This window comes from Gilliamella sp. wkB292 (genome assembly GCF_001690235.1).
In the GTDB taxonomy this organism is placed as follows: domain Bacteria; phylum Pseudomonadota; class Gammaproteobacteria; order Enterobacterales; family Orbaceae; genus Gilliamella; species Gilliamella apicola_F.
The window spans coordinates 85,975-112,466 of the sequence record NZ_LZGO01000078.1; the positions used below are offsets into that span (position 1 = coordinate 85,975).

A 26,492-nucleotide genomic window follows, 5' to 3' on the forward strand; every position below is an offset into this window, starting at 1 on the left:
CTAATATAAACTTTTTGATTTGATAAATTATGACGTTCATCAGATTAATATTTAACACATGCAGTATATGCCAAACCAGGTTCAACAATAACATTACCCTCAACTATCCCTACACTATAATATCTGTTATTACCCAATACATCTTTTACTGATGATTGTTCATTTGTGAAATAGAATTTATAGTAGATTAAATTTTTTAAATTTGGCAATCCAGACATCATATCTCGACCAATAATATCTAAAGGTGCATAGAAGTAGACTTTACCCCATTCTGGCGTTAACCCTTCACCGATTGCTCTTCTGTACCCATTGCCTTTTATATAATAACTATCGTTAGTTGTTGGAATGTAAGATAAAGGAGAATTCGAGATCTCAGCTCGTGTTGGCAATCTATCATTATTTTGTTGACATAATTTATTGGAGTTTGACCAATTACCAGGTATGTTATTCAAGAAATATAACCAATGATTGATAGAAAAAGTATAATAAAATTGGGCTAACGTCCGATTATTCGTGACTAATATTATAAATTTATCACCTTTTTTAGGTGCATTATTGGTAAATTTAAATTCACTTTTAGAATCAGCGCTTGAAGATCGAGCAGTATTTACTAATGAACTATTGGGATTTTTGACCAAGGTATAACTATAATCCGATATGGGATTGACTGGTACAATTCTGAAACGAGCCTCTGGAAAACCATAAGTTGGAAAATGGTTTCCATTTAAATCTGTTGCTGTTGCCTTGAAGCCTTGATGAAAGGTAAATTGATCACTGTTATAAGAAGGATCAACACTTATTGTATCCGCGCCATAAGAAGCATAGTTATTCCCTTCACTCCAACCATTGTTTGTAATCAATGCCAGTACGCCAGGTCTGATGTAACAGATACCATCATCAGCACTTACTTTAAATGTTTTAGACACTTCTCTTGGTTTTGAAGTGTCAGGAATACCGTATTGGGTTTTAGCAATAAATGTAATGGTCACCTTCACCGATAAATTTGCATTAGCCGTAGATGACGTGCATACATCACGACCAAGGGGGGCTGTAGAATCAGAAGCAATAATGTTATTGTTTTGGTCAAGCCATTGAGCATTAATCGATTGAATGACGAAACTATCAATACTCGACAATTTATCCCCGTCCACATCAATAATATCACTATCATTTAAACTCGAAATATCGACATCAAATGAATAAAGGCTAGGTGAAGTATTGTAAGCAACAGAAATCTTATTTGCACTACCCGGCGAAATAACGACTGGATCGAGATCATCTAATTTTAATTTGATTTTAATTCCGTTTAAAACTTTAGTATCCGCACTTGCAAGAATATCAGGAGGATTACCATGGATATAATTTACCGTTATAATAGAGTAATTTGCTATTGTTATACGACTGTAAAATAACAATATAAATAAAACTATAATGTTTAATTTAAATCGAACAAAACACACTTTCTTTATATAATATATAATGTTATTCATTTCTAAGCCTCTATTCATTAACTTATCCAAAGTGCTGAGCAAGATTATTGAGTTGAAGTTTGAACGAACAAATTAATTATCATTTGATAAAAAAATTGTGAACTTTTTAGCAGTTATCGATTATTACTTTTTGTTAATGTTTATACCAACTTTATGCATCTAAATATAAAGAGATGTCGTTTTGAAATTATTGCTAGATGCAAAAATAGTAACTATTTTTTTAAAATCCATTCCTATGTTGCATTTAAAACTAAAATAATGACATTAAAAAAATACAAAAGAAAAGCTAATTAAAGAAAAGAATATGTTGGTTATACCCGAGTATAAAATTAAACGTCTATTTGGAGCAAAAAATGTAAACTTGTTAAATTTATTCGTCCAAAATAGAATATAATTTGTGCAATTCTATACCAAAAAAAATAGATTTCAAAGTGATTTCTACAAACGATAAAAATGAAAATAATATCAAATAGATTGAATAAAAGGATGACAAATCATCACCCTTTTAATTCGCTAAAATAAATTAAAGCAGATAAAAAAGTTATTATTTTCCTTTTTTAAAAGCAGCAGCAAACGCATTACCCATTGCACTATTGGTGCTTGAAGGTGCATTGTGATTTTTTTGCACGTGATTGCTACGATGCTGGCTTTTATTTACTTCGGCTTTAGTGGTCACCGCATCATCTAAACGCATGGTTAATGCAATACGTTTACGTGGAATATCGACTTCAACCACTTTAACTTTTACAATATCGCCAGCTTTGACAATCGATCGCGGATCTTCTACAAATTTATCTGAAAGAGCTGAAATATGCACTAAACCATCTTGATGTACACCAATATCAACAAATGCACCAAAATTGGTAACATTTGTTACCGCACCTTCCATAATCATGCCTATTTTTAAATCTTCCATTGTTTCGATATTATCAGCAAACTGGGCAGTTTTAAATTCAGGTCTTGGATCACGTCCGGGTTTATCAAGCTCTTTGATGATATCTGTGACTGTTGGCACACCAAAATGATCATCGACATAATCAACCGCTTTCAATGATTTAAGATAACTGCTATCACCTAGAATCTCTTTTAAGGATTTATGATTCTTTTCTAAAATCCTTTCAACTACCGGATAAGCTTCAGGATGCACAGCAGAGGCATCGAGCGGATTTTTACCATCCATGATACGTAAAAAACCTGCACACTGTTCAAAAGCTTTAGGCCCTAATCTTGCAACTTTGAGCAATTGCTTGCGGTCTGAAAATTGACCATTGTCATTACGCCAATCAACAATATTTTGGGCAATGACTTTGTTAAGCCCTGCAATGCGCGCGAGTAACATCACAGAAGCCGTATTTAAATTAACCCCTACCGCATTTACCCCATCTTCGACAACAGCATCAAGCTTTTTGGCTAATTGTGTTTGACTTACATCATGCTGATATTGTCCTACACCAATTGATTTAGGATCGATTTTCACCAGTTCAGCTAATGGATCTTGTAACCGACGCGCAATCGAAACCGCGCCGCGTAATGATACATCAAGGTCCGGAAACTCTTGCGCGGCCAATTCTGAGGCAGAATACACCGATGCCCCCGCTTCGCTAACAATCACTTTTTGCGCTTTCACTTCGGGATATTTTTTTTGCACATCAAGATAAAAACGTTCGGTTTCACGCGATGCCGTGCCGTTACCAATCGCCACTAATTCGACTTGATACTTAATACAAAGGGCCGCAATTATCATAGCAGCTTTATCTGCCTGTCCTGTATGCGGATAGATTGTTTCGGTCGCAACAAGTTTTCCTGTGGCATCAACCACCGCGATTTTAACGCCAGTACGTAAGCCCGGATCCATCCCCATCGTGACTTTCATACCAGCAGGCGCAGCCATGAGCATATCATGCAAGTTAGCTGCAAAAACATTAATTGCTTCTTCTTCTGCTCGCTCACGTAAAGTCGTCATCAGTTCAGTTTCCATGTGCATTAAAATTTTAATGCGCCATGTCCAATTAATTACTGCCTTTCGCCACTTATCAGCAGGTTGATCATTAAAATGAACACCCAAATGCTCGGTAATAATCTGTTCACAATAGCTCTCTTTTGGCGGCTCTTCGAATTGAGGATCAGCATTTAATGATAGTTGTAAAAAACCTTCATTACGACCACGGAACATTGCTAATGCGCGATGAGAAGGCACTTTAGAGATAAGCTCACTTTGCGCAAAATAATCACGAAATTTAGCGCCGTCTTCTTCTTTACCGGCAACAACCTGCGACACTAAATGGGCATTGTTCCATAAATAATGACGAACTTTAGCAAGTAAAGCGGCATCTTCAGCAAATCGTTCCATTAAAATATAGCGTGCGCCATCTAGCGCTGATTTGCTATCAGCAATACCTTTATCATTGTTAATATATTTTTCCGCTTCGGTTTCTGGATTAAGGTGTGGGCTTTGCCATAAATCATCAGCTAGTGGCTCAAGTCCTGCTTCAATGGCGATTTGCCCACGGGTACGACGCTTAGGTTTATAAGGTAAATAAAGGTCCTCAAGCTCAGTTTTGCTAAGTGTCTGTGTGATTTTTTCACTTAATTCTGTGGTTAATTTACCTTGCTCTTCGATTGATTTTAATATTGTTTGTTTACGATCTTCAAGCTCTCGCAAATAACTCAAACGACTGTCTAGCGTGCGTAGTTGGGTATCGTCTAATCCTCCCGTTACTTCTTTACGATAACGGGCAATAAAAGGGACGGTACTTCCTTCATCTAATAATTGAATAGCCGCTAAAACTTGTTCTGGTTTTACCGTGAGTTCACCGGCTATAATATGGCTAATTTGATTATTTATCATGGTATCTCTGTATATCATCGATTAACGGAATAGAATTTTATTATGCAAAAAGCTAATTATATAACAAGAGAGGGCTATTTGGCACTCGATCGTGAACTGAAATATTTATGGAAAATAGAAAGACCACAAGTGACACAAGCAGTTTCTGATGCCGCAGCGCTTGGCGATCGCAGTGAAAATGCAGAATATATTTATGGCAAGCGAAGATTACGCGAAATTGATAGGCGCGTACGCTTTCTGACTAAACGTTTAGAAACACTGACAATTGTTGATCCCGATCCTAAGCAGGAAGGTAAAGTATTTTTTGGGGCCTGGGTAAAGCTTGAAGATGAGTCCGGCGATATACATGTTTATCGTATTGTTGGTACCGATGAATTCGATCCGAAAAAAAATTGGATCTCAATAAACAGCCCTGTTGCCCGTGCATTAATTGGTCATAAGGTCGATGATGAAATATCGGTTATGACCCCTAATGGCACAAATTACCTTTATATCATGGCTATTAGCTATCAAGAATTAACCCTTTAATCTATTTAATTGATTAAAATGACACTTTAAAAAATCAAACAACTTATTATGCTCAATCAGATGTTACTAATGTTGTCTGACGAATAATTTTCTATAACTTGCAGGCAAATAAAGCTATAATTTACCAATTGAATCTTAAGTACAATTATCATGATGTTAGTTGATCAGTTATACATTTATCCCTGCAAATCCATGAAAGGTATTTCCGTAAAAAAAGCCACCACAACCGAAGGCGGCTTTCAATACGATCGTGTTTTGATGATAAGTGAACCCGATGGGACTTTTATTACAGCAAGACAATATCCACAGTTATTAAAAATCGAAACCATACTGGAAGATAACAAGATTCATCTACAATTACCCTCTAAGCAAGCAATGGCTATTGATTTAGATGATTTTTCACAAGATGTTGAACCTACTCAAGTATGGGGAAATCATTTTACTTCGCATATTGCGCCAATTAGTGTCAATCAATTTATGAGTCAGTTCTTGCAAAAAGATGTACAAGTACGTTGGGTCGGTAACCATTTATCACGACGTGCAAAACACTATTCTGATGTAGCGGTAAGCTTTGCTGATGGATATCCCTATCTGTTACTTAATCAATCCTCTTTTAATTATTTACAACAACAATGCCCGGAAAAACTCGATATTCGCCAATTTCGCGGTAATATTATTATTAAAGATGCGTTACCCTTTGCAGAAGATGGTTGGAAAACCATTAAAATTGGTCAAGTTATATTTGATATTGTTAAACCCTGTACGCGATGTGTTGTAACAACCATGAATGTTGAAACAAGTAAACTATCAACCGATAATGAACCGCTGAAAACGTTACGCTATTTCAGAGCTGATAGTGAGGGTAAAATCGATTTTGGTATGAATATGATTGCTCGTAATCATGGTACCGTCTGTTTAGATGATCCGATAGAAGTACTGGAGCGACAACCGGCTAAAAATTATATTAAATCATTCCCAGCTCAAATTAATCAAAGTCAACAACCTTGCACAATCACACTCAATGAGCAAATAATTCAAGGCAATAATCAACAAACTATTTTAGAACAATTAGAACAACATCAAATAGCTGTGCCCTATTCTTGTCGTGCCGGTGTTTGTGGACGTTGTCAGGTGCTTTTGAGAAGTGGTGAAGTAACAGCGATGACTAAAGCTGCTATCAAAAGAGGAAATCGAATTTTAGCTTGTAGCTGTATCCCCAAAAGTAATATTGAAATTGAATTAGTTAAGAAATAGCTTCTAACTCAAGTGGATGTTTACTATGAATATCATCAATTGAACTTGTTGAAATTGGCATTAATCTATCGTTCATGACTTTAATCGCTTCTGAAAAATAGAAAGTTTTATTCATAGCACCAAAAGTAGGTTGAGCAATAATACACAGCGATGCGTTTTCGCCAGCTTCAACGACCATTAAAAACACTGATTGCCCCCCTTCTTGCATATTTACTACAACAATATCGGCCATTTTAGGTCGATATGCCGTTATTTGCTGTGAAAAGTACCAACTTTTTGGCATTTGTGGCTTTAAAAAATTGGCAGCAACAATTGCATTTATCGACAATTCAATTTTTTGCGAATCGTTAAGATTCAATAATTGACAGCTATCAAAAAATTGATAATAAGCGGTTGCATCACTGACAGAAAAAGGAAACTCGCCAAAAACATCGGGAATCAACATTTTACTAGGATAACATGAACGAAATAGCATTTCGGGCGATACTTCAAGCATCAAGCTATCATAATCACTATCAAAATACCAACGCCAACTATCAGTTGGTCGAAAAGCTAATTTCATTGAGATATTACCCTTTTTAAAGTTGAACTAAATTTGCACAAAAAGATAACATAACTTAGATAAAAAATAAATAATAAATTAAAATAAAAACTTTTTAATTGCTTAATTTTTAAAAAATTTATCAGTAATGGGTAAAAATCAAAACGATCTAACTTGGATCTTTTTTAAGGATCATTGATCCGATTCGATCCGACTTTTTTATATCATAACATATAGCTTTAATTAAACTTCTTTACAGAATATCAATGCGAGATAGGACTATTATCGATTTAGATAATTTTAAATGATGATGAGATAATTCATAGGAAGAAGATTACCTTGGTTTATCCAAGGCATAAAATGATTGTAAACCAGATATTAATCACAACTAAATTTCTGTAAAATTTTTAACTCTGCCTACACGGCAGTGAACAAAGACGGAACAATAAAAATATTTGACGAAACTTTCTAAACTACCTACACGGCAGTGAACTTGTTAGCAATCCCCCTACGTGGGCAGACTATTTTCTAAACTACCTACACGGCAGTGAACCTTTTTTAGCGTTATCTGCAAATACAATAAAATTTCTAAACTACCTACACGGCAGTGAACATTCACAGTTCACTAAAGAATTTACTCAATACTTTCTAAACTACCTACACGGCAGTGAACCAATAGCCGCCTAGTGCGGTTTTTTTATGGCTTTTCTAAACTACCTACACGGCAGTGAACTAGAGTACGACCTACTATAATCGTTGTTCAGATAAAGGTAAATGATATTTTTGCTTTTAAAAACCCTTTTTTTGTAGCTATTTTTAATCTATTGATTTTATTAACTTTTAAAATGGGCGAAAAAAAAGGGTTAAAAAAAGGGGAATTTTTTGTTTTATTTATTCAGCTGTAATAAAGCTAAAATTTATTTATAGCCTTATAATTCTTAGCAAAAAATCAATCAATTAATCAGGTTACAGTAAGAAAATAAAATCAATAATATATTGCTGATAACCTGTGACTAACGTAATAAATAAGTTCGACGTTTTAACATTGATTTTATTTTTACCCAAGATAGGACAATTAATTAACACTCTGTAATTTTTACTATTAGTCTGTATTTTTATTCACTACTCTGTAAGTAGTTTAGAAAATTCGAGATAATTGACCTCCTCGACTCGTTAAGTTCACTGCCGTATAAATAGTTTAGAAATCTTGTAAATATCACCTAACCTTAGGTAACCGGTTCACAGTCAGGTATATGGTGTAGATAAATATAGATCAGTTGGGAAAAATAGTTTGAATTCACTGCAGTGTGGGTTGTTAAATATCGACCGTTATTGATAACGCGATCAATGCATTGTTTAGCTGTATGGTGGGTTTTGATAAAATTATTATGCTTTTTTATTTGCATAGCGTTCGACAAATTTTTAAATAGCTTTCTAACTCACCAAAGCGTCTTGCTAAAACTTAAAAGTTTTTTAAATAAAAAGAGTATTAAGATTCAAATTTCAGTAATAAATGGGCTATATCATAGCGTTATTTGCTGCCAAAAAATACAAAAAAATGCCATATAACCAAATAAGTTAAGTCGCTATCATCCAATTAAAGGTTACTACATTTTAACTAGCATTTCTTAAAGTTGAAGTAAATTGTAAGTGAAAAATCGTAGTACTGTTATCCTCAATCCTATGACAGGATTTTGATATACACGATTAATATTAGTCGATATGACGTCAACATTTATTCAAACAATAGAGAATATTTACTTTAAAATAATAAAAGGCGTCATTTGACACCTTTTATTAGTTAGGATAGTTGATTAACTTGCTACATTTATGCGTTTCATATCAGTCATATAGCTACGTAATTTACGACCAATAATTTCAATTGGATGATTACGAATTTCTTCGTTTACATCACGTAATTGTGCATTGTCAACGCTACCTTCTGGAATAGCTTTGCCAAGATCGCCCGCTTGTAACATTGGCATAAATTTTTCTTTTAATAAAGGTACTGCTGCATTAGCAAATAGATAGTTACCATATTCAGCTGTATCCGAAATAACCACATTCATTTCATACAGGCGTTTACGCGCTATTGTATTAGCAATAAGTGGTAACTCATGTAGTGATTCATAATAAGCTGATTCAGCTAAAATACCAGATTCAAGCATAGTTTCAAATGCAAGTTCAACACCAGCCTTAACCATCGCAATCATGACAACGCCTTGATCAAAGTAAGCTTGTTCGTCGATCTTACCTTGATATTCGGCAGCTTTTTCAAATGCTGTTTCACCAGTTTCTTTACGCCATTTTAATAAGTTAGCATCATCATTTGCCCAATCTTTCATCATCGTTGATGAGAATTCGCCTGAAATAATATCATCCATATGTTTACGATAAAGATCAGTCATGATCACTTTTAACTCTTTAGCTAGAGCATTCGCTCGTAATTTAGCAGGATTAGATAGGCGATCCATCATTAACGTTATACCACCTTGTTTTAATGCTTCAGTGATCGTTTCCCAACCAAATTGCAATAATTTACATGCATAAGCAGGATCAACACCATCAGCAACAAGTTTATCAAAGCAAAGTAGTGAGCCCGTTTGTAACATACCACAAAGAATAGTCTGTTCACCCATTAAGTCTGATTTAACTTCGGCTACAAATGAAGATTGTAAAACGCCCGCACGATGACCACCAGTTGCAGCGGCCCATGCTTTAGCAATGGCTAAACCTTCACCTTTAGGATCATTTTCAGGATGGACAGCGATAAGCGTTGGCACACCAAAGCCACGTTTATACTCTTCACGTACTTCGGTACCTGGGCATTTAGGGGCAACCATAACAACAGTAATATCCGAACGAATCTTTTCGCCCACCTCAACAATGTTAAACCCATGAGAATACCCCAGTGCAGCACCTTGTTTCATCAGTGGTTGAACAGCTTTGACAACAGCTGAATGTTGTTTGTCTGGCGTTAAATTGATAACAAGATCAGCTGTCGGAATTAAGTCTTCATAAGTTCCTACTTTAAAACCATTTTCGGTCGCTTTTTTCCACGATGCACGTTTTTCAGCAATCGCTTCTTTACGTAAAGCGTAGGCAATATCTAAACCAGAATCACGCATATTAAGACCTTGATTAAGACCTTGTGCACCACAACCGACTATGACAATTTTTTTACCTTTCAAAAAATTGGCTTCAGATGCAAACTCGTCACGCGCCATAAAGCGGCATTGACCAATTTGATGTAACTTTTCACGTAAATTTAGAGTATTAAAGTAATTTGACATTGTTCTCTCCATGAGTTGAGTAATTCATAACTGATATGCACTACACTATATAGTAAATTTTTTATTGCTAAAATTGATATATTTAAAATATTATATTGCATAAATTGCAATATACTTGCTAAGTTTTACGGTTTCTTTTACTCTAAGCCACCTTTTATTTATCGGCAATTTGTATAAGATGGATACTCGCTTTAAGCAAGCTAAAAAAGAAGCTAAGTTATCATTGCTGTTAACGGCTATTTACCTCATTGCTTGGATTATTTGCGCTTATTGCGTGGGCAACAAAATAGGCTTTTGGGGTTTACCATTGTGGTTTGAACTATCTTGCATAATGACACCTTTAGCTTTTATTTTGTTATGTATTATTGTTGTAAAATCTCAATTCAAAGATATCTCTTTAGAACAGACTAAGTGATTCAAACCATGCATTTCGATATTATTTTACCACTGGTTATCTACCTGATTTTTGTATTTGCATTATCGCTTTATGCTTATATAAAGCGAAAAAAGGTCAATCAATTTACCGATTATTTTATTGGTAATCGAACGATGGGGGGCTTTTTACTCGCCATGACGCTTGCGGCAACTTATATTAGCGCAAGTTCGTTTATTGGTGGACCTGGCGCTGCTTATAAATATGGTTTAGGTTGGGTGTTATTATCCATGATTCAAGTCCCTACCGTATTGTTATCATTAGGAATATTAGGTAAAAAATTTGCTATTTTAGCACGTCAATATAATGCTATTACCTTAAGCGATATGCTTTATGCGCATTACAAAAGTAAAACCATTGTTTGGTTTGCAAGTATCGCGTTAATAGTGGCCTTTATTGGTGCTATGACTGTACAATTTGTTGGCGGCGCTCGTCTGCTTGAATCATCAGTAGGTATTCCCTACCATAGCGGATTACTAATATTTGGTATTGGTACCGTTATTTATACGGCTTTTGGTGGTTTTAGAGCGAGTATATTAAATGATGCATTCCAAGGTTTAGTTATGATCATTGGTGCCGTTTTATTGCTTGGCGCGATTATCTATGCTGGTGGCGGCATGACAACCATTATTCATCGACTACAAGAAATCGATCCAGCACTGCTTACACCACAAGGCCCAAACCATTTTATGGATTTTCCGTTTATGGCTTCATTTTGGGTGTTAGTCTGTTTTGGCGTGGTGGGGTTACCTCATACCGCGGTACGTTGCATGGCGTATAAAGATAGTAAAGCAGTGCATCAGGGAATTATTATTGGTACAATTGTTGTCACAATCATAATGTTAACGATGCATTTATCTGGTAGCTTGGGACGAGCAATCATTGATGATTTAACAATACCAGATCAAATTGTACCAACATTAATTATTAATGTATTACCACCTTTTGCTGCGGGGATCTTTTTAGCGGCGCCACTAGCTGCGATCATGTCAACAATTAATGCGCAGTTATTACAAGTATCATCCGTTCTGATTAAAGATCTATTTTTAAGCATTAAAACCAATAGCAATTTAAGTGATAAGTTTCTAACGCGTATTTCAGTTACCATTACCTTCATTTTTGGTGCTTTACTGATTTTTGCCGCTTGGAATCCACCTAACATGATAATTTGGCTAAATTTACTTGCTTTTGGTGGGCTTGAAGCAGTGTTTTTATGGCCTTTAGTACTAGGATTATATTGGAAAAAAGCCAATGCGACAGGAGCACTCTGCTCAATGCTGGCTGGTGCAATAAGTTATACACTATTAGCCAGTTATGATATTAAGTTATTGTCATTCCACCCAATTGTGCCTTCTTTAATTATTGGATTAGTGGTTTTTATTATAGCCAATATGTTTGGCAACAAAGGAAAAAATTATGCCTTGGATTCAACTCAGAATTAATACGACTAATGAATTAGCTGAACAAATCAGCGAACAACTAGAAGAATCGGGAGCTGTATCAGTCACTTTTCAAGATACTTATGATAATCCTGTTTTTGAACCTTTACCGGGTGAAACTAAACTTTGGGGAAACACCGATGTAGTCGGACTGTATGATGCTCAAACAGATATTAATGAATTAAAAGCGATACTTAATTTAGACCAATATTCTTATAAAATTGAGCAACTAGAAGACAAAGATTGGGAACGAGAATGGATGGATAACTTTCATCCTATGCAGTTTGGAAAGAGACTTTGGATCTGTCCAAGTTGGCGAGATGTGCCCGATCCTAATGCGGTTAATGTGATGTTAGATCCCGGTCTAGCATTTGGCACAGGAACCCACCCAACTACAGCATTATGCTTAACTTGGTTAGACGGTCTAGATTTAAACAATAAAATTGTGATTGATTACGGTTGTGGTTCTGGTATTTTGGCCATTGCCGCATTAAAATTAGGCGCAAAACAAGTTATTGGTATCGATATCGACCCACAAGCTATCGAAGCTAGTCGTGACAATGCTAAGCGTAATAATGTTAGCCATAATTTACAGCTTTATCTTGCTAACGACATTCCCAATAATTTACAAGCTGATGTTATTGTAGCCAATATTTTAGCCGGTCCATTAAAAGAACTCGAACCAAACCTAAATAAGCTGGTTAAACCAAGTGGGCTATTAGGATTATCTGGCATTTTGGCATCGCAGGCACAAAGTGTTTGCCTAGCTTATCAAGCGCATTTTGAGTTAGATCCAGTTATTGAGCAAGACGAATGGTGCCGTATAACCGGCAAAAAAAAGTAAAAATTTAACATTACCCCTTTTAACTTCGAGAAAAAATGCGTAATATAGCCGGCCTCAATTTGCTTAGCATTGGTGAGGTAAAATTAAAAAATAATTTAATTGCTGCACCAATGGCTGGAATTAGCGATAGACCATTTCGTCACCTATGCCATAAATATGGTGCTGGAATGACTGTATCAGAAATGTTTTTAGCAAATTCAGATGTTTGGCATACAGATAAATCGGCATTACGTATGGTGTCAACAGATGATATTGGTGTGCGAGCTGTTCAAATTGTTGGATCAGATCCCGACGAAATGGCAAAAGCAGCAGAATTTAATGTCAAACATGGCGCTGAGTTAATCGATATTAATATGGGTTGTCCAGCAAAAAAAGTTAATAAAAAATTAGCAGGATCTGCTTTAATGCAGCATCCGGAGCTAATTAGAAAGATTTTGCAAAAAGTTGTTGGTGCTGTTGACGTACCTGTAACTTTGAAAACGCGGACTGGATGGGATAAAAATCATAGAAATTGCATTGAAATCGCACAAATTGCACAGGATTGTGGTATTAAGGCAATAACCATACACGGAAGAACACGTGCTTGCTTATTCAAAGGTGAGGCTGAATATGAGTCGATTAGAGCGGTAAAACAAAATGTGACAATTCCTGTCATTGCTAATGGCGATATTTGTACACCGGAACAAGCAAAAGATGTTTTTCAATATACGCAAGCTGATGCTATAATGATCGGCCGAGCGGCACAAGGGCAACCTTGGATATTTGAAGAAATTGCATTCTATTTAACACATGGACAGTTAAAAAAAAGAAAAACAATTGATGAAGTGGAGCAAATCGTGTTAACACACCTTGATGAGCTTTATCAATTTTATGGAGAATACAAAGGATTACGGATTGCCAGAAAGCATGTAAATTGGTATACCAACTATTATGCTGATAGCGATCAATTTAGGCGCTTATTTAGTGTACTTAGCAATACAAGTGAGCAAGTTAAAACACTAAAAGCATTTTTTATTCAAATTAGAAACAACCAAAAGAGTTAAAAATACTATGTCAGAACAACGCGTTACAGCTGCAGCACTTAAATTTACAACTGTAAACTCACAAGACCAAATAACACAAAAACCATTGCGAGATTCAGTAAAGCAGGCTTTAAAAAACTATTTATCACAACTAAATGGTGAAGATCCTACTGATTTATATGAATTAGTGTTAGCTGAAGTTGAACACCCATTCCTTGATATGGTTATGCAATACACCCGTGGCAATCAAACAAGAGCTGCCAATATGCTTGGTATTAATCGTGGCACTTTACGCAAAAAATTAAAACAATATGGAATGAGTTAATCAACTCTTTATTGATATCTTGTTTTACAATCCAAAAGCGCCGAATCAGGCGCTTTTTTACTATCATGTATTAATCATTATTCAATTGAACTTAACGTTTTTAGTTCAACTTGCTTAAATAAAAATTAGGCTGATAAACGCTTAACTAACGTTGGTGTTAACGTTAAGGTATGCAGATTATCATCAGGATGATGTAATCGATTTAATAAGGTTTCAACCGCTAATTGTCCTAATTCTTCTTTGGGTTGATGGATTGTTGTCAACGGTGGGGCAATATATTGTGCAATTTCTATATCATCATAACCCATAATAGCAATATCTTCTCCAGCCTTCAAACCATTACGATATAGAGCCTGATAAGCACCAATAGCCATAGCATCATTAAAGCAAAAAACAGCTTGTGGCGGAATTGGCAACTGTAATAAATGCTGCATTGCCTCAATGCCGGAAGCAAATCGAAAATCGCCCTGCGCTTGGTAACCTTGTAAAATGGTTAATTGCGCATCCTGCATAGCTTGACGATACCCTTGAAGGCGCGATTGCGCCTGAGTATTGTTTAATGGTCCGGTAATACAAGCAATACGCTGATAATTTTGTTCAATCAGATACTGGGTCGCTAATGTTGCGCCATAAAATGAATTATCTTGAATCGTATCACACACGCCTTTGAAAGGCGTCCAGTCCATCATGACCATGGGTAACTTAGGATAACGGTCAAAAATTTGTTCCGGAAAAGAATACGTTTCCGTGCACATAGCTAATAGACCATCAACACGTTTTTGTAACAAATGTTCAATATTGTTGAGCATTCGTTGCTGGTCGCCTTCGGTATTACATAAAATTAAATTATAACCGAGTTCATAACAACTCCGCTCGACACCTTGCACTACCTCAGCGTAAAAAGGGTTATTACTTGTGGTGACTAACATACCAATAGTAAAGGTTTTATTACTTTTTAAACTACGTGCAATAGCTGATGGCGTGTAGTTTAGTTGTTTTATTGCAGACTCGACCTTACTGCGAATAGCCGGACTAACATAGCGATCGTTATTAATAACATGAGAAACGGTTGAAGTAGATACTTTCGCATAATTTGCGATATCTTTCATAGTAGCCAAGTGTTAATTTCTCATTGATAAATGTTGTGATTGAATAAAATCATCGACTTCTTTTCGTGTTGGTACGGATGTTTGTGCGCCTGCTTTGGTCACAGATAATGCCCCAGCTGCATGTGCATAATGAACCGCTTGTTTTAGATCTTTGCCTTCTAGCAACGCGGTAATCAACATTCCATTAAAGGTATCACCAGCACCAATTGTATCAACAGCGTTGACACGAAACCCTGGCACTATTACGCCGTTTTGTGCATGACTCACCCAAGCGCCTTTACTTCCCAAAGTGATAATTACAGTATGGATCCCTTTATCATGTAATAATTGTGCTGCTTGCTGTGCATCTTGCTCGGTAATAATTTTTATACCAGTTAAAAATTCTGCTTCTGTTTCATTTGGCGTAATGATATCAACATGAGCGAGTAATTCATCAGATAATTTTTGTGCGGGCGCAGGATTTAAAATGACTTGTGTATTATTTTGTTTAGCCAACTTGGCGGCTTGCTCAACGGTTGCTAAGGGCGTTTCAAGTTGCATTAAGACTGCATCAGCTTTTGTGATATCGTCAGCAAATTGATCTAAATACTCAGGTGTGACAGCAGCATTCGCTCCAGCATATATTGCAATTTGGTTTTCACCTTGTTGATTGACCAAAATAAGCGCAACACCAGTATTTTCTTGGTCGATTACGGCAACAGAATGGGTATCAATATGATCGCTTTGTAGCTGTTGTTTGAAGTTTTTGCCTAAATCATCGTTACCAACAGCTGCAATAAATTGCACATTCGCACCGAGGCGTCCAGCTGCTACAGCTTGATTGGCACCTTTGCCGCCATACGAGATCTTATAATGTGTACCTGTTAATGTTTCACCTGGTTTGGGAAATTCATTGACATTTAAGATATGATCGATATTGACACTACCAAGTACAATTAATTTTTTACTATTCATATATTTTTGTTCCTAATCAACTAGAAATTGGACGCAGTCATGCGTCCTTGATAATTTTATTGAGTTATCAGTTTTAATTCTACAGGAATTTTTGTATCAACCTTTTCACCTTTTATCACTTTATCAGCAATATCAATACCTATTGAGCCGATTTTGTCGGGTTGCTGCGCGACAGTTGCAGCCATTTTTCCACGTTGTACTGATTTAACACCATCATCAGTACCGTCAAAACCAACTACGATAATATCATTACGACCTGCGGTTTGTATGGCGCGAACAGCACCTAATGCCATTTCGTCATTTTCTGCAAATACTGCTTGCACAGCCGGATAAGCAGTTAAAAGATTTTGCATTACGTTCATCCCTTTAGCGCGATCAAAGTCTGCCGGTTGTGCGGTTAAAATAGTTAAGTGATTTGCTTGCACAGATTTGACAAAACCCTCACCTCGTTCACGAGAAGCTGATGTCCCAACAATACCTTGTAGTTGTATCACTTTGGCATTCGCACCCAATTTTTCAAAAATAAAGTCACCGGCCATTTTGCCACCAGCAACATTGTCAGAGGCAACATGACTCACCACATCACCTTTGACTGAAGCACGATCAAGTGTAATAACCGCAATACCGGCTTTATTAGCAGCAAGTACGGCATTACCAACCGCTTCTGAATCAGTAGGGTTGATCAAAATGATTTTAGCGCCTTTAACGATGGTGTCTTCAACGTTAGCTAGTTCTTTAGCAGGGTTATTTTGTGAATCTAATACCACTAAGTCGTAACCTAATTCTTTCGCTTTATTTACAGCACCGTCTTTTAAGGTAACAAAAAAAGGATTATTCAGCGTTGAAACAACTAAAGCGATGCGCTCTTTCGCTGAGGCTTGAAAAGCAATACAAACACTTAGTGCAGAAGCAATCACAGTCGCCATCATTTTTTTAAATTTCATAACTTTCTCCCAAAATAAAATCTCGATTTAATACCCTTATTTATTGGTTTTTTTATCAACTAATACGGCTAATAAAATAACCACTCCTTTTACGATCATTTGATAGTAGGCATCGACACCTAGCATATTTAATCCATTATTTAAAAACCCTAAAATTAATGCCCCCACCAAAGTACCTAAAATTTTTCCTCGCCCACCTGACATACTAGTGCCGCCAAGTACCACTGCTGCGATTGCATCCATTTCATAACCTGTACCTGCTGTAGGTTGTGCTGAAGACAATCGAGCCACCTCAATAGTGCTAGCTAATGCACAAAGTAAACCACTAATGGCATAAACAAGGATTTTAACGCGATCAACATTAATACCTGATAGACGGGTTGCCGCTTCATTCCCACCTAATGCATAAATGTAACGCCCCAGACGTGTGTATTTTAGTAAGTACCAAGCTACGATAAAAACAACTGCCATGATAAAGATTGGTACAGGAATCCCCAGTACACGCCCAAATGCAAACCATTCAAATAATTCCGAATTATCATTGGTACCTGTCGAAATTGGGCTACCTTTAGTATAAACTTGCGTTACACCTCGTAAAATAAGCATCATAACTAAGGTTGCAATAAATGCTTGTAATTTACCTTTGGCGATAATAAATCCTGAAAATGTTCCCAATATCCACCCTAAAACTAAGGAAGCAAAAATCGCAATAAATGGCGATATATCCGCCCCAATCATCGAAGCTGTAATGGCTCCAGTTAAAGCAAAGATTGATCCCACACTCAGATCAATACCAGAAGTTAAAATGACTAAGGTCATGCCCACTGCAATAATGGCATTGATTGAAGTTTGTTGTAAGATGTTAAAAAAGTTGTTTAAGGTAAAAAAGTTATCGCTTAAACAAGAAACAATAATGATTAAAACCAATAAAGTAATTAAGGATTTTTGTTCAATTAATAAATTTTTAAGTTTTTTATTTTGCAACATCAGCGCTCTCCTCTGCTTTGCCAACGGCTGCTGCCATAAGTTTTTCTTGTGTTGCCTGGTTAATTGCAAAATCCCCAGTCACTTTTCCTTCATAAATAACTAAAATACGATCACTCATGCCGAGTACTTCTGGCATATCAGATGAGACTAAAATGACACTTAAACCCTGTTGCTTAAACTGATTAATAAGTTGATAAATCTCTTTCTTAGCACCAACATCAACGCCACGAGTGGGTTCATCTAAAATTAATATCATTGGTCTGGTCATTAATCCTTTGGCTATGGCAACTTTCTGTTGATTACCACCCGATAAAAAACCAATGATCTGATTGATAGAAGGCGTTTTTATATTAAATAAGCCGACAAAATCCTCAACGGCCTGTTGTTCTTCGGCTAATCGTAGCTTTTTGAACTTATTGGTAAAATAATTTAGTGCGTTCAGTGACATATTATCTTTAACAGACATGCCTAAAATAAGACCATCTTTTTTGCGATCTTCCGAAATATAGACAATTCCCTGATTTAAACCATCACGCGGGCAAGCAATTTTTACCGCTTTTCCTTGCAATAGTATTTTTCCTGATTCGGCCGGATTAGCACCATAAATCATTTTCATTAATTCTGTTCGTCCTGCCCCCATTAAACCTGAAATTCCCAGTATTTCACCTTCGTGAAGAGAAAAGCTGACATCATTAACGCCTGGACCAACTAAGTTTTTTACTTCTAATGTAACATTACCTTTAGCAACATTAATTCTGGGATATTGCTCTTCAAGCTTACGCCCGACCATCATCTCAATAAGTGTATCTTCATTTAATTCAGCTATTTTTTTTTCGCCAACAAATTGGCCATCACGTAAAACGGTTACTTCATCACAAATTTCAAAAATCTCTTGTAAACGATGTGAAATATAGACAACACCACAATTTTGTTGCTTAAGTTTTTTGATTACGGTAAAGAGTGAAGTTGTTTCGGTATCGGTTAAAGCATCGGTTGGTTCATCCATAATGATGACTTTAGAATTAAAGCTCAGCACTTTAGCAATCTCTACCATTTGCTGTTCACCAATAGATAGATCACTAATTAACCGTCGACTATCATAATCAAGATGAAGTTCGGCTAATAACTTGTCAGCTTCGCTATACGTTTTATGCCAATCTATGCAACCCAATTTATTAGTAAATTCACGACCTAAAAATATATTTTCGGCGATACTCAGTTGTGGTATTAAATTCAATTCTTGGTGAACAATTCCTATGCCCGCTTCTTGTGAGGATTTTGGTCCATGAAAGTTTACTTTGCTGCCTAAATAAATAACTTCACCTTCATCTTTCTGGTATATACCCGTCAACACTTTCATTAAAGTAGATTTACCCGCACCATTTTCTCCAATCAATGCCATCACTTGCCCTGCACGCACATTTAAATTAACGCCAGCAAGCGCTTTTACACCAGGAAAGGATTTATGGATGTTGATAAGCTGTAAAAGATTTTCATTCATAAATTACTCTTTTGTTTGTTTTACAAACTAAGTTAAAAAATCACGCCTGACTGTAAAATGATATTGGCAAAAGGTGTACATTCACCTGTTCGAATAACAGCTTTACAATGATGAGTTTGTTGTTTTAACTGCTCATGAGTGACATATAAAATGTCGATACAGTTATGTTGAACCTGCTCTATTTTTTTTATTTGTTCAAGGATTTGTTGATGGATGTGTGGATTATGGGTAAGGATTTCTTCAGCTAATATCACCTTTTCGATTTGCATATCATGTGAAACGGTTTGAAAAACTTGCATAAACGATGGCACACCATAAGTCAATGCTAAATCAATGCGTGGAATTTCATTAGCAATTGGCAAGCCCGCATCACCTATTGCAACTTGATCGGTATGACCCATTCTAGCTAAAATTTTAATAATTTCAGAATTCAATAATTGACCTTTGCGCATAGTTAAATCCCTGTATTAGTTTAATTATGACGATTATCGAAACGTTTCGATAATGCATCATCTACTTAATAAATAATGCTGGCAATAGCAAAAATGCAAAGTTGTGATCTTGATCAATGTGAAATGATTCAGCTTTTAACATAGTTTTTAAATAGATATCAAAAAGGGCGGAATATGGCTACTTTAACAATAGTGGGAGTTGCACTTCATGGAATAACTTTTTCACTCTTACAATAATAAATGCAACACAGGGCAAAACTTATCAATATATAGGTAATGAATTTTCGATAAAAGTTTGCTAGAATAGTGCGATTTTTAAATTATTAATCTGGAGAATTTTATGGCAGGTCATAGTAAATGGGCCAATACCAAACACCGTAAAGCAGCGCAAGATGCGAAACGCGGAAAAATCTTTACCAAAATCATTCGTGAACTCGTAACAGCAGCAAAACTTGGTGGTGGCGATCCAGCGTCTAACCCTCGTCTACGTGCTGCTATGGACAAAGCATTATCGAATAATATGACACGTGATACCATGAACAGAGCGATTGCGCGTGGTGTTGGTGGTGAAGATGATACTAATATGGAAACTATCATCTATGAAGGTTATGGGCCTGCTGGTACTGCGGTAATGGTAGAATGCTTAAGTGATAATCGTAACCGTACTGTATCAGAAGTTCGCCATGCTTTTACTAAAACTGGCGGCAACCTAGGTACCGATGGTTCAGTTTCTTACTTATTTACCAAAAAAGGCGTAATTTCATATCCTACTGGAACTGATGAAGATCAAGTCATGGATGCCGCACTTGAAGCAGGTGCTGATGATGTAGTGACTTATGATGATGGCGCAATTGATGTATTTACAACACCTGAATCATTTGGTGAAGTTAAAGATGCACTTGATGCGGCTGGCTTAGTTGCCGAATCCGCTGAAGTTTCAATGATACCAGCGACCAAAATCGATCTTGATATTGAATCTGCACCTAAATTATTACGCCTTATCGATATGCTTGAAGATTGCGACGATGTGCAAGAAGTTTATCATAATGGTGAAGTTTCTGACGAGGTTGCAGCAACACTCTAATGGCCATCATTCTTGGCATCGATCCTGGTTCTCGTTTGACGGGTTACGGCGTAATCCAACAAACGGGACGCCATTTAACCTATCTTGGTAGCGGTTGCATTCGAACATCAGTTGAAGATTTACCTACTCGTCTAAAACGTATTTATGCTGGCGTGAGTGAAATCATATTGCAATTTCAACCTGATATGTTTGCAATAGAACAGGTTTTTATGGCTCGTAACGCCGATTCTGCTTTAAAATTAGGCCAAGCAAGAGGTGCTGCTATTGTTTCGGCTGTTAATAATGATTTACCCGTGTTTGAATACGCTGCTCGTTTAGTTAAACAAAGTGTAGTTGGTACTGGTGCAGCCGACAAAAAGCAAGTTCAACATATGGTGAAGTTATTATTAAAGTTACCCGCCAGCCCGCAAGCTGATGCTGCCGATGCGTTAGCTATTGCAATCACGCATGCTCACATTGGGCAACAGCTGATAAAAAACTGTAAATAAAATGATTAAATAATCATACTTAACAAATAATTATTACTCAAAAACATCATTAATGTTTTAATAATCTAAATTGAGATTGCCCTTTACCTCTCTCTAAAAATTCTACTTCTAACTATTACTAACTTAACTCATTAGTTTTTAAGCAAGCTTCGTTATCAAATAAAATATACATACAATGCAAATATAAAAAATGGCTATAAAAATAACCTACTGACTTTCAAAATCGTTTATTCGACCTTTGGTTCTATTTTGGGTATATAAACTAAAAATGCTATTACTAAATTAACAAATTTAATGTGTTAGCAAACCTTTTTATTAAGCAAAATAAATGCAACATAGAGAATATAAAAAATGCGCTAACTAAAGTAGCGCATTATTATTCACTTAAAATAGAGGGTTTTAAAAGAACCTAATAACTTTTTAAATTTTTCATTCAACCTATACCTAACAACAGTTTGGTATAGGTAATTTAATTACAGCTATTTGTTATCATTGCTCATATTTTGTTCAGTTAATAAAACAGGTTTATTCTTATGTTTTGTAAACAGTTTTGTCACAAACAAGAAGAATAACGGTACATAAAATATTGCTAAAAATGTTGCAGTTAACATACCACCAATTACCCCCGTACCTACTGCATTCTGGCTTGCAGAACCAGCACCACTATTGAGAGCTAATGGTAAAACACCTAAAATGAACGCAAATGATGTCATTAAAATCGGACGTAAACGTAATCGACATGCTTCAAGTGTTGCATCAATTAATGATTTACCTTCTTTATCAAGTGCATCTTTGGCAAATTCTACGATCAAAATAGCATTCTTAGCCGATAAGCCCATTGTGGTTAATAAACCTACGATAAAGTAAATATCGTTATCAAGCCCCCTAAACATAGTTGCATAAACTGTACCTAATATACCAAGCGGTATAACAAATAGGATAGATATTGGCACTGTCCAGCTTTCATATAGCGCAGCCAATGATAAGAACACAACAATTATTGAGATAATATAAAGTGTGGTTGTTTGTGAACCAGTTTGGCGTTCTTGATAAGAAATATCTGTCCAGTCAAAAGTATAACCATTAGGTAATATCTCGTTAGATATTTGCTCCATAATAGCCATTGCTTGACCAGAACTTAAACCTGGCGCCGCAGAACCACTGATCCCCATTGCAGCAACCCCATCGTATCGAACAAGCGATGGCGAACCATAACTTTTTGAAGTAGTTGCAAAAGCATCATAAGGTACCATTTCACCTTTTTGATTTTTTACATGCCAATAACTAAAGTCATCAGGTAGCATTCGATAAGGTGCATCGGATTGCAAATACACTTTTTTAACTCGGTTATTGTAGACAAAGTCATCAATATAAGCCGAACCTAGAGCCGTTGATAATACGGTATTTACACTACTGACTGATACCCCTAAAGCTTGAGCTGTTTCAAAATCAACATTAATTTTGTATTGTGGTACATCTAACATACTACCAGGTCGAACTTGTTGCAAACTAGGATTGTGGCTGGCTGCACCTAACACTTTGAAGAATGTTGCCATTAATGCTTCATGTCCTAGACCAGCTGAATCTTTAAGCATATAAGAGAAACCATTTGCCATACCGAGTGAAGGTACCGCTGGTAAATTTGTAATAATAACTCGACCATCAGTAACGGTAGATGCAAATCCATAACCACTTGCAACAAGTGCATCGACTTTTTGATCTGAACGTTTACGCTCATCCCAATCTTTTAATCGAATAAAACCAAGCCCCATATTTTGACCACGACCGATCATACTAAAGCCAGCAACAGTAAATACCTCTTTAACAGAGTCTGCTTTTTTTGTAGTATAAAACTTAGTCGTTTTATCTAATACTGCCATGGTTTGCTCTAATGTCGCACCGGGTGGTAGTTCTACCATAACAATAAGCACACCTTGGTCTTCATTAGGCAAGAACCCTGTTGGTAAGCGCTGGAAACCAAAAATAAGACCAATAACAATTAAAATATAACAAACAAAGCTGATTAAAGGGTAACGAATAAATTTAATTACGCCTTTTTCGTATAGATGCAAACTTTTATTATAAAAGTTGTTAAACCAACCAAAAAATCGGTGAGTGACTTCACTAAACCAAGTAAATGGAGGAATAGTAGCTAATTTCGCCGCGATTGATTGTTTGACTACGACACCGTCTTTAGTTGGCGCTTTTAAAATTTGAGCACAAAGAGCAGGTGTTAATACGATCGCCATTAAAACCGATAGAGACATCGCCGTAACAATAGTGATGGAGAACTGACGGTAAATACCACCCGCTGCGCCGCCATAGAATGCCATTGGCACAAATACTGCCGAAAGTACTACGGCAATCCCCACTAATGCTGAGGTTATTTGTTCCATTGACTTGACTGTTGCTTGATAAGGCGACAACCCTTCGTCATGCATAATACGCTCAACATTTTCAATAACCACGATAGCATCGTCGACCAATAGACCGATTGCTAATACCATCGCGAACATTGATAACGTATTGATAGTAAATCCACATATATATAACACCGCAAAGGTACCCAATAATACAACCGGTACAGTGATTGTTGGAATTAGAGTTGAACGAAGGTTTTGTAAAAACACATACATTACGATAACAACTAAGATGATTGCTTCAATTAATGTATGAACCACATTACTAATCGACAATTTAACAAATGGTGTTGTATCGTAAGGATAAGCAAATTTGATATCTTCGGGAAAAATTTTAGATAATTCCTGAATTTTTTTATCGACTTGTTCTGAAGTATTTAATTGGTTAGCACCCGTTGCTAAATAGATCCCCAGACCTGCTGATGCATTACCATTGTAACGAGAAATAAAATTATAATCGGCTGCACCAATTTCAACATTGGCAATATCTTTTAATAAGACATTAGAACCATCGGTATTTACACGAACTAAGATATTCTGAAATTGCTCAGGGGTTTTTAAACGAGATTGAGCTGTAATTGTAGCATTGAGTTCTTGACCTTCAGTTGAAGGTAAAGCACCTAACTGACCTGCTGTAACCTGAGCATTTTGTGCTTGAATTGCAGCAGTAACTTCTTCAATTGATAAATTAAAATAATTTAATTTATTTGGATCTAACCAAATACGCATAGCATATTCAGAACCAAACAGCTGTGTATCGCCTACACCTTGAACACGACGAATAGGATCTTGTACGGTAGAATAAACAAAGTCAGCAATATCTGCTTGTGTTTTCTGTGGGTTTGTCGAATAAAAACCAATAACTTTTAAAAAGTTAGTGTTATTTTTAGCAACTGACACCCCATTTTTTTGCACACTATCAGGTAAGCGTGACTTGATACTTTCTACTTTATTCAATACTTGTACTTGCGCAAAATCAGGATTAGTTCCAGGTGCAAATGTTAATGTAGTTTGAACCACACCTTGCGCACTACTGGTTGATTTCATATAAATCAAGTTATCTAAACCTGTTAAATTTTGTTCAATCAACTGAGTTACTGTATTTTCGATTGTTTGCGCATCAGCACCTGGATAAGTTGCCGTTACTGTAACAGCAGGCGGTGCAATATCGGGATATTGTTCGACAGCTAGCAACTTTATACATAAGGCACCGCCTAACATCATCATGATAGCAATAACCCATGCAAAAACAGGTCTATCAATAAAAAACTTAGCCATAATTAAATCTACCCCTGTTTTATTTCACACTGTTTTTGATGATATTGTCTAACTGGTCTTGTGATAAAGTAGCTGGCTCACCCACAATTTGTCCTTTCATTGGTTGTCCCATTTCAACAGCAGTTAAGTTAAGTAAGCCTGTTGTAATCACTTGTTCCCCAACATTAATGCCTTTAGTTACCACCCAATAACCACTTACACCAGTGTAAATTTGGATACCTTGGCGATACTCAATTGAATTATCGGGTTTTAAAATTTTAGCGGTATATTCACCTTTGACATTACTGGTAATACCTTGTTGTGGAACAAGTACAGCATTTTTAATATAACCAAGAGTCAATTGCGGTTTAACAAACATACCAGGTAAAATTTTGCCTTCAGTATTGGCAAATTGAGAACGCAATGTAACCGTTCCAGTCGTTTCATTAACAGTCATATCAGAAAACTTGATATTACCAGGTAAAGCATATTTAGACCCATCATTAAAGTATAATTCAACATTATCCCCTTTTGCTGGTTCATAAATAACGTTTTCTTCTTGAAGATATTTATTATATCGGGTTGCAGCTTCGGTCATGTCAACATAAATCGGATCAAGCTGTTGAACTAATGCTAACGGGTTTGCTTGCCCAGCCGACACTAACGCGCCTTCAGTCACACTTGATTTACCAATGTAACCATCAATAGGAGAATACACTTTGGTGTAATCTAAATTAACTTTGGCTGTATGTTCTGCTGCTTGAGCAACTAATACACTTGCTTCCGCCTGTTTTGCATCAGCGGCTGCCTTATCATAATCTTGTTGGCTAATCGATTTGGTTGTTAATAATCCTGCATAACGTTTTAAAGTCAGTTGCGCAATATTAGCATTCGCTTTGGCACTAGCAACACTGGCAACGGCACTATCGTAATTAGCCTGATAAATTGCTGGATCGATTTGATAAAGTGATTGGCCTGCTTTGACATTCGAACTTTCTTCAAATTCACGTTTTAACACAATACCACCAACCTGAGGTCTAATTTCAGCAATTTGAGACGCAACTACGCGACCAGGTAAACTGATTTTTAAGGTGAAGTCCAAAGGTTCAACTTTAAAAACGGTTACTTTTGGTATTTGATTATTACCGCCCTGTGATTTGCTATTATCACAACTAGTTAATAAAAGTAGACTGCTTAATGCTACTGGTACGGTTAATAATAGTTTGTTAAATCTCATATCAAAATGACCTCAGTAAACTTAATAATTATTTTTTTAATA

21 protein-coding genes and 1 CRISPR repeat array are annotated in these 26,492 nt (G+C 36.2%); of the genes, 9 read left to right on the forward strand and 12 right to left on the reverse strand.

Annotated features, from left to right (window positions below):
• Positions 1-44 precede the first annotated feature (44 nt).
• Both A9G09_RS10960 and A9G09_RS10965 read right to left on the reverse strand, forming a co-directional pair.
• Complete coding sequence (locus tag A9G09_RS10960; RefSeq protein ID WP_141671576.1) at positions 45-1,490, reverse strand: hypothetical protein; 1,446 nt, start codon at positions 1,488-1,490, stop codon at positions 45-47.
• A gap of 544 nt (positions 1,491-2,034) precedes the next feature.
• Complete coding sequence (locus A9G09_RS10965) at positions 2,035-4,338, reverse strand: Tex family protein (RefSeq protein WP_065634878.1); 2,304 nt, start codon at positions 4,336-4,338, stop codon at positions 2,035-2,037.
• 42 nt (positions 4,339-4,380) lie between these two features.
• On the opposite strand from A9G09_RS10965, the gene greB reads away from it, so the two are divergent.
• Positions 4,381-4,866, forward strand: coding sequence for a transcription elongation factor GreB (gene greB, locus A9G09_RS10970; RefSeq protein WP_065634879.1), 486 nt, complete (start codon positions 4,381-4,383; stop codon positions 4,864-4,866).
• Positions 4,867-5,019: 153 nt separating this feature from the next.
• Positions 5,020-6,120, forward strand: a complete 1,101-nt coding sequence (locus A9G09_RS10975) for a YcbX family protein (RefSeq protein WP_255307749.1) — start codon at positions 5,020-5,022, stop codon at positions 6,118-6,120.
• Here the strand turns inward: A9G09_RS10975 and A9G09_RS10980 are convergent.
• Together A9G09_RS10980 and ilvC are read right to left on the reverse strand one after the other, a co-directional pair.
• Complete coding sequence (locus A9G09_RS10980) at positions 6,110-6,682, reverse strand: cell division protein ZapC (RefSeq protein WP_065634881.1); 573 nt, start codon at positions 6,680-6,682, stop codon at positions 6,110-6,112. The genes A9G09_RS10975 and A9G09_RS10980 overlap by 11 nt on opposite strands.
• Before the next feature lie 384 nt (positions 6,683-7,066).
• Positions 7,067-7,394: direct repeats of the CRISPR family, unit length 28 nt; unit sequence TTTCTAAACTACCTACACGGCAGTGAAC.
• A 1,081-nt stretch (positions 7,395-8,475) separates the two neighbouring features.
• Positions 8,476-9,954, reverse strand: coding sequence for a ketol-acid reductoisomerase (ilvC, locus tag A9G09_RS10985; protein ID WP_065634882.1), 1,479 nt, complete (start codon positions 9,952-9,954; stop codon positions 8,476-8,478).
• A 178-nt stretch (positions 9,955-10,132) separates the two neighbouring features.
• On the opposite strand from ilvC, the gene A9G09_RS10990 reads away from it, so the two are divergent.
• From A9G09_RS10990 to fis, 5 genes are read left to right on the forward strand one after another with little or no spacing between them, the layout of a single operon-like run.
• The gene (locus tag A9G09_RS10990; protein WP_065634883.1) at positions 10,133-10,369 is read left to right on the forward strand and encodes a YhdT family protein; all 237 of its coding nucleotides are present in this window, start codon (positions 10,133-10,135) and stop codon (positions 10,367-10,369) included.
• A gap of 8 nt (positions 10,370-10,377) precedes the next feature.
• Positions 10,378-11,829 carry a sodium/pantothenate symporter gene (gene panF, locus A9G09_RS10995; protein WP_065634884.1) on the forward strand — a complete coding sequence of 484 codons (1,452 nt, stop codon included), beginning with the start codon at positions 10,378-10,380 and terminating at the stop codon, positions 11,827-11,829.
• Positions 11,804-12,670 carry a 50S ribosomal protein L11 methyltransferase gene (gene prmA / locus A9G09_RS11000; RefSeq protein ID WP_065634885.1) on the forward strand — a complete coding sequence of 289 codons (867 nt, stop codon included), beginning with the start codon at positions 11,804-11,806 and terminating at the stop codon, positions 12,668-12,670. The genes panF and prmA overlap by 26 nt, the downstream gene beginning before the upstream one ends.
• 35 nt (positions 12,671-12,705) lie before the next feature.
• A complete protein-coding gene (gene dusB / locus A9G09_RS11005; protein ID WP_065634886.1) occupies positions 12,706-13,713 on the forward strand; it encodes a tRNA dihydrouridine synthase DusB in 1,008 nt (335 codons plus the stop codon).
• 7 nt (positions 13,714-13,720) lie between these two features.
• Entirely contained in the window at positions 13,721-14,017 is a 297-nt protein-coding gene (fis, locus tag A9G09_RS11010) for a DNA-binding transcriptional regulator Fis (protein WP_034883623.1), read from the forward strand.
• 125 nt (positions 14,018-14,142) lie between these two features.
• Here the strand turns inward: fis and rbsR are convergent, their stop codons facing one another.
• The 6 genes from rbsR to rbsD are packed head-to-tail and all read right to left on the reverse strand — an operon-like array spanning position 14,143 to position 19,964.
• Positions 14,143-15,135, reverse strand: a complete 993-nt coding sequence (rbsR, locus tag A9G09_RS11015; RefSeq protein ID WP_081297557.1) for a ribose operon transcriptional repressor RbsR — start codon at positions 15,133-15,135, stop codon at positions 14,143-14,145.
• A gap of 3 nt (positions 15,136-15,138) precedes the next feature.
• Positions 15,139-16,080: a ribokinase gene (rbsK, locus tag A9G09_RS11020; RefSeq protein WP_065634888.1), complete on the reverse strand. Its 942-nt coding sequence runs from the start codon at positions 16,078-16,080 to the stop codon at positions 15,139-15,141.
• 56 nt (positions 16,081-16,136) lie between these two features.
• Positions 16,137-17,024, reverse strand: a complete 888-nt coding sequence (rbsB, locus tag A9G09_RS11025) for a ribose ABC transporter substrate-binding protein RbsB (RefSeq protein ID WP_065634889.1) — start codon at positions 17,022-17,024, stop codon at positions 16,137-16,139.
• Between the two features lie 36 nt (positions 17,025-17,060).
• Positions 17,061-18,011, reverse strand: coding sequence for a ribose ABC transporter permease (gene rbsC / locus A9G09_RS11030; RefSeq protein ID WP_065634890.1), 951 nt, complete (start codon positions 18,009-18,011; stop codon positions 17,061-17,063).
• On the reverse strand, positions 17,998-19,512 hold the full coding sequence (gene rbsA / locus A9G09_RS11035; RefSeq protein WP_065634891.1) for a ribose ABC transporter ATP-binding protein RbsA: 1,515 nt from the start codon (positions 19,510-19,512) through the stop codon (positions 17,998-18,000). Before rbsA ends, rbsC begins: the two co-directional genes overlap by 14 nt.
• A 32-nt stretch (positions 19,513-19,544) precedes the next feature.
• On the reverse strand, positions 19,545-19,964 hold the full coding sequence (gene rbsD, locus A9G09_RS11040; protein ID WP_065634892.1) for a D-ribose pyranase: 420 nt from the start codon (positions 19,962-19,964) through the stop codon (positions 19,545-19,547).
• Between the two features lie 340 nt (positions 19,965-20,304).
• Here rbsD and A9G09_RS11045 point away from each other — a divergent pair, with 340 nt between their 5' ends.
• Both A9G09_RS11045 and ruvC read left to right on the forward strand, forming a co-directional pair.
• A complete protein-coding gene (locus A9G09_RS11045; protein ID WP_065634893.1) occupies positions 20,305-21,048 on the forward strand; it encodes a YebC/PmpR family DNA-binding transcriptional regulator in 744 nt (247 codons plus the stop codon).
• Entirely contained in the window at positions 21,048-21,536 is a 489-nt protein-coding gene (gene ruvC / locus A9G09_RS11050) for a crossover junction endodeoxyribonuclease RuvC (protein WP_065634894.1), read from the forward strand. Before A9G09_RS11045 ends, ruvC begins: the two co-directional genes overlap by 1 nt.
• 479 nt (positions 21,537-22,015) lie before the next feature.
• Here ruvC and A9G09_RS11055 read toward each other — a convergent pair whose 3' ends face one another.
• Positions 22,016-25,234: an efflux RND transporter permease subunit gene (locus A9G09_RS11055; protein WP_065634895.1), complete on the reverse strand. Its 3,219-nt coding sequence runs from the start codon at positions 25,232-25,234 to the stop codon at positions 22,016-22,018.
• Positions 25,235-25,253: 19 nt separating this feature from the next.
• Complete coding sequence (locus tag A9G09_RS11060) at positions 25,254-26,450, reverse strand: efflux RND transporter periplasmic adaptor subunit (protein WP_065634896.1); 1,197 nt, start codon at positions 26,448-26,450, stop codon at positions 25,254-25,256.
• Between the last annotated feature and the right edge of the window lie 42 nt (positions 26,451-26,492).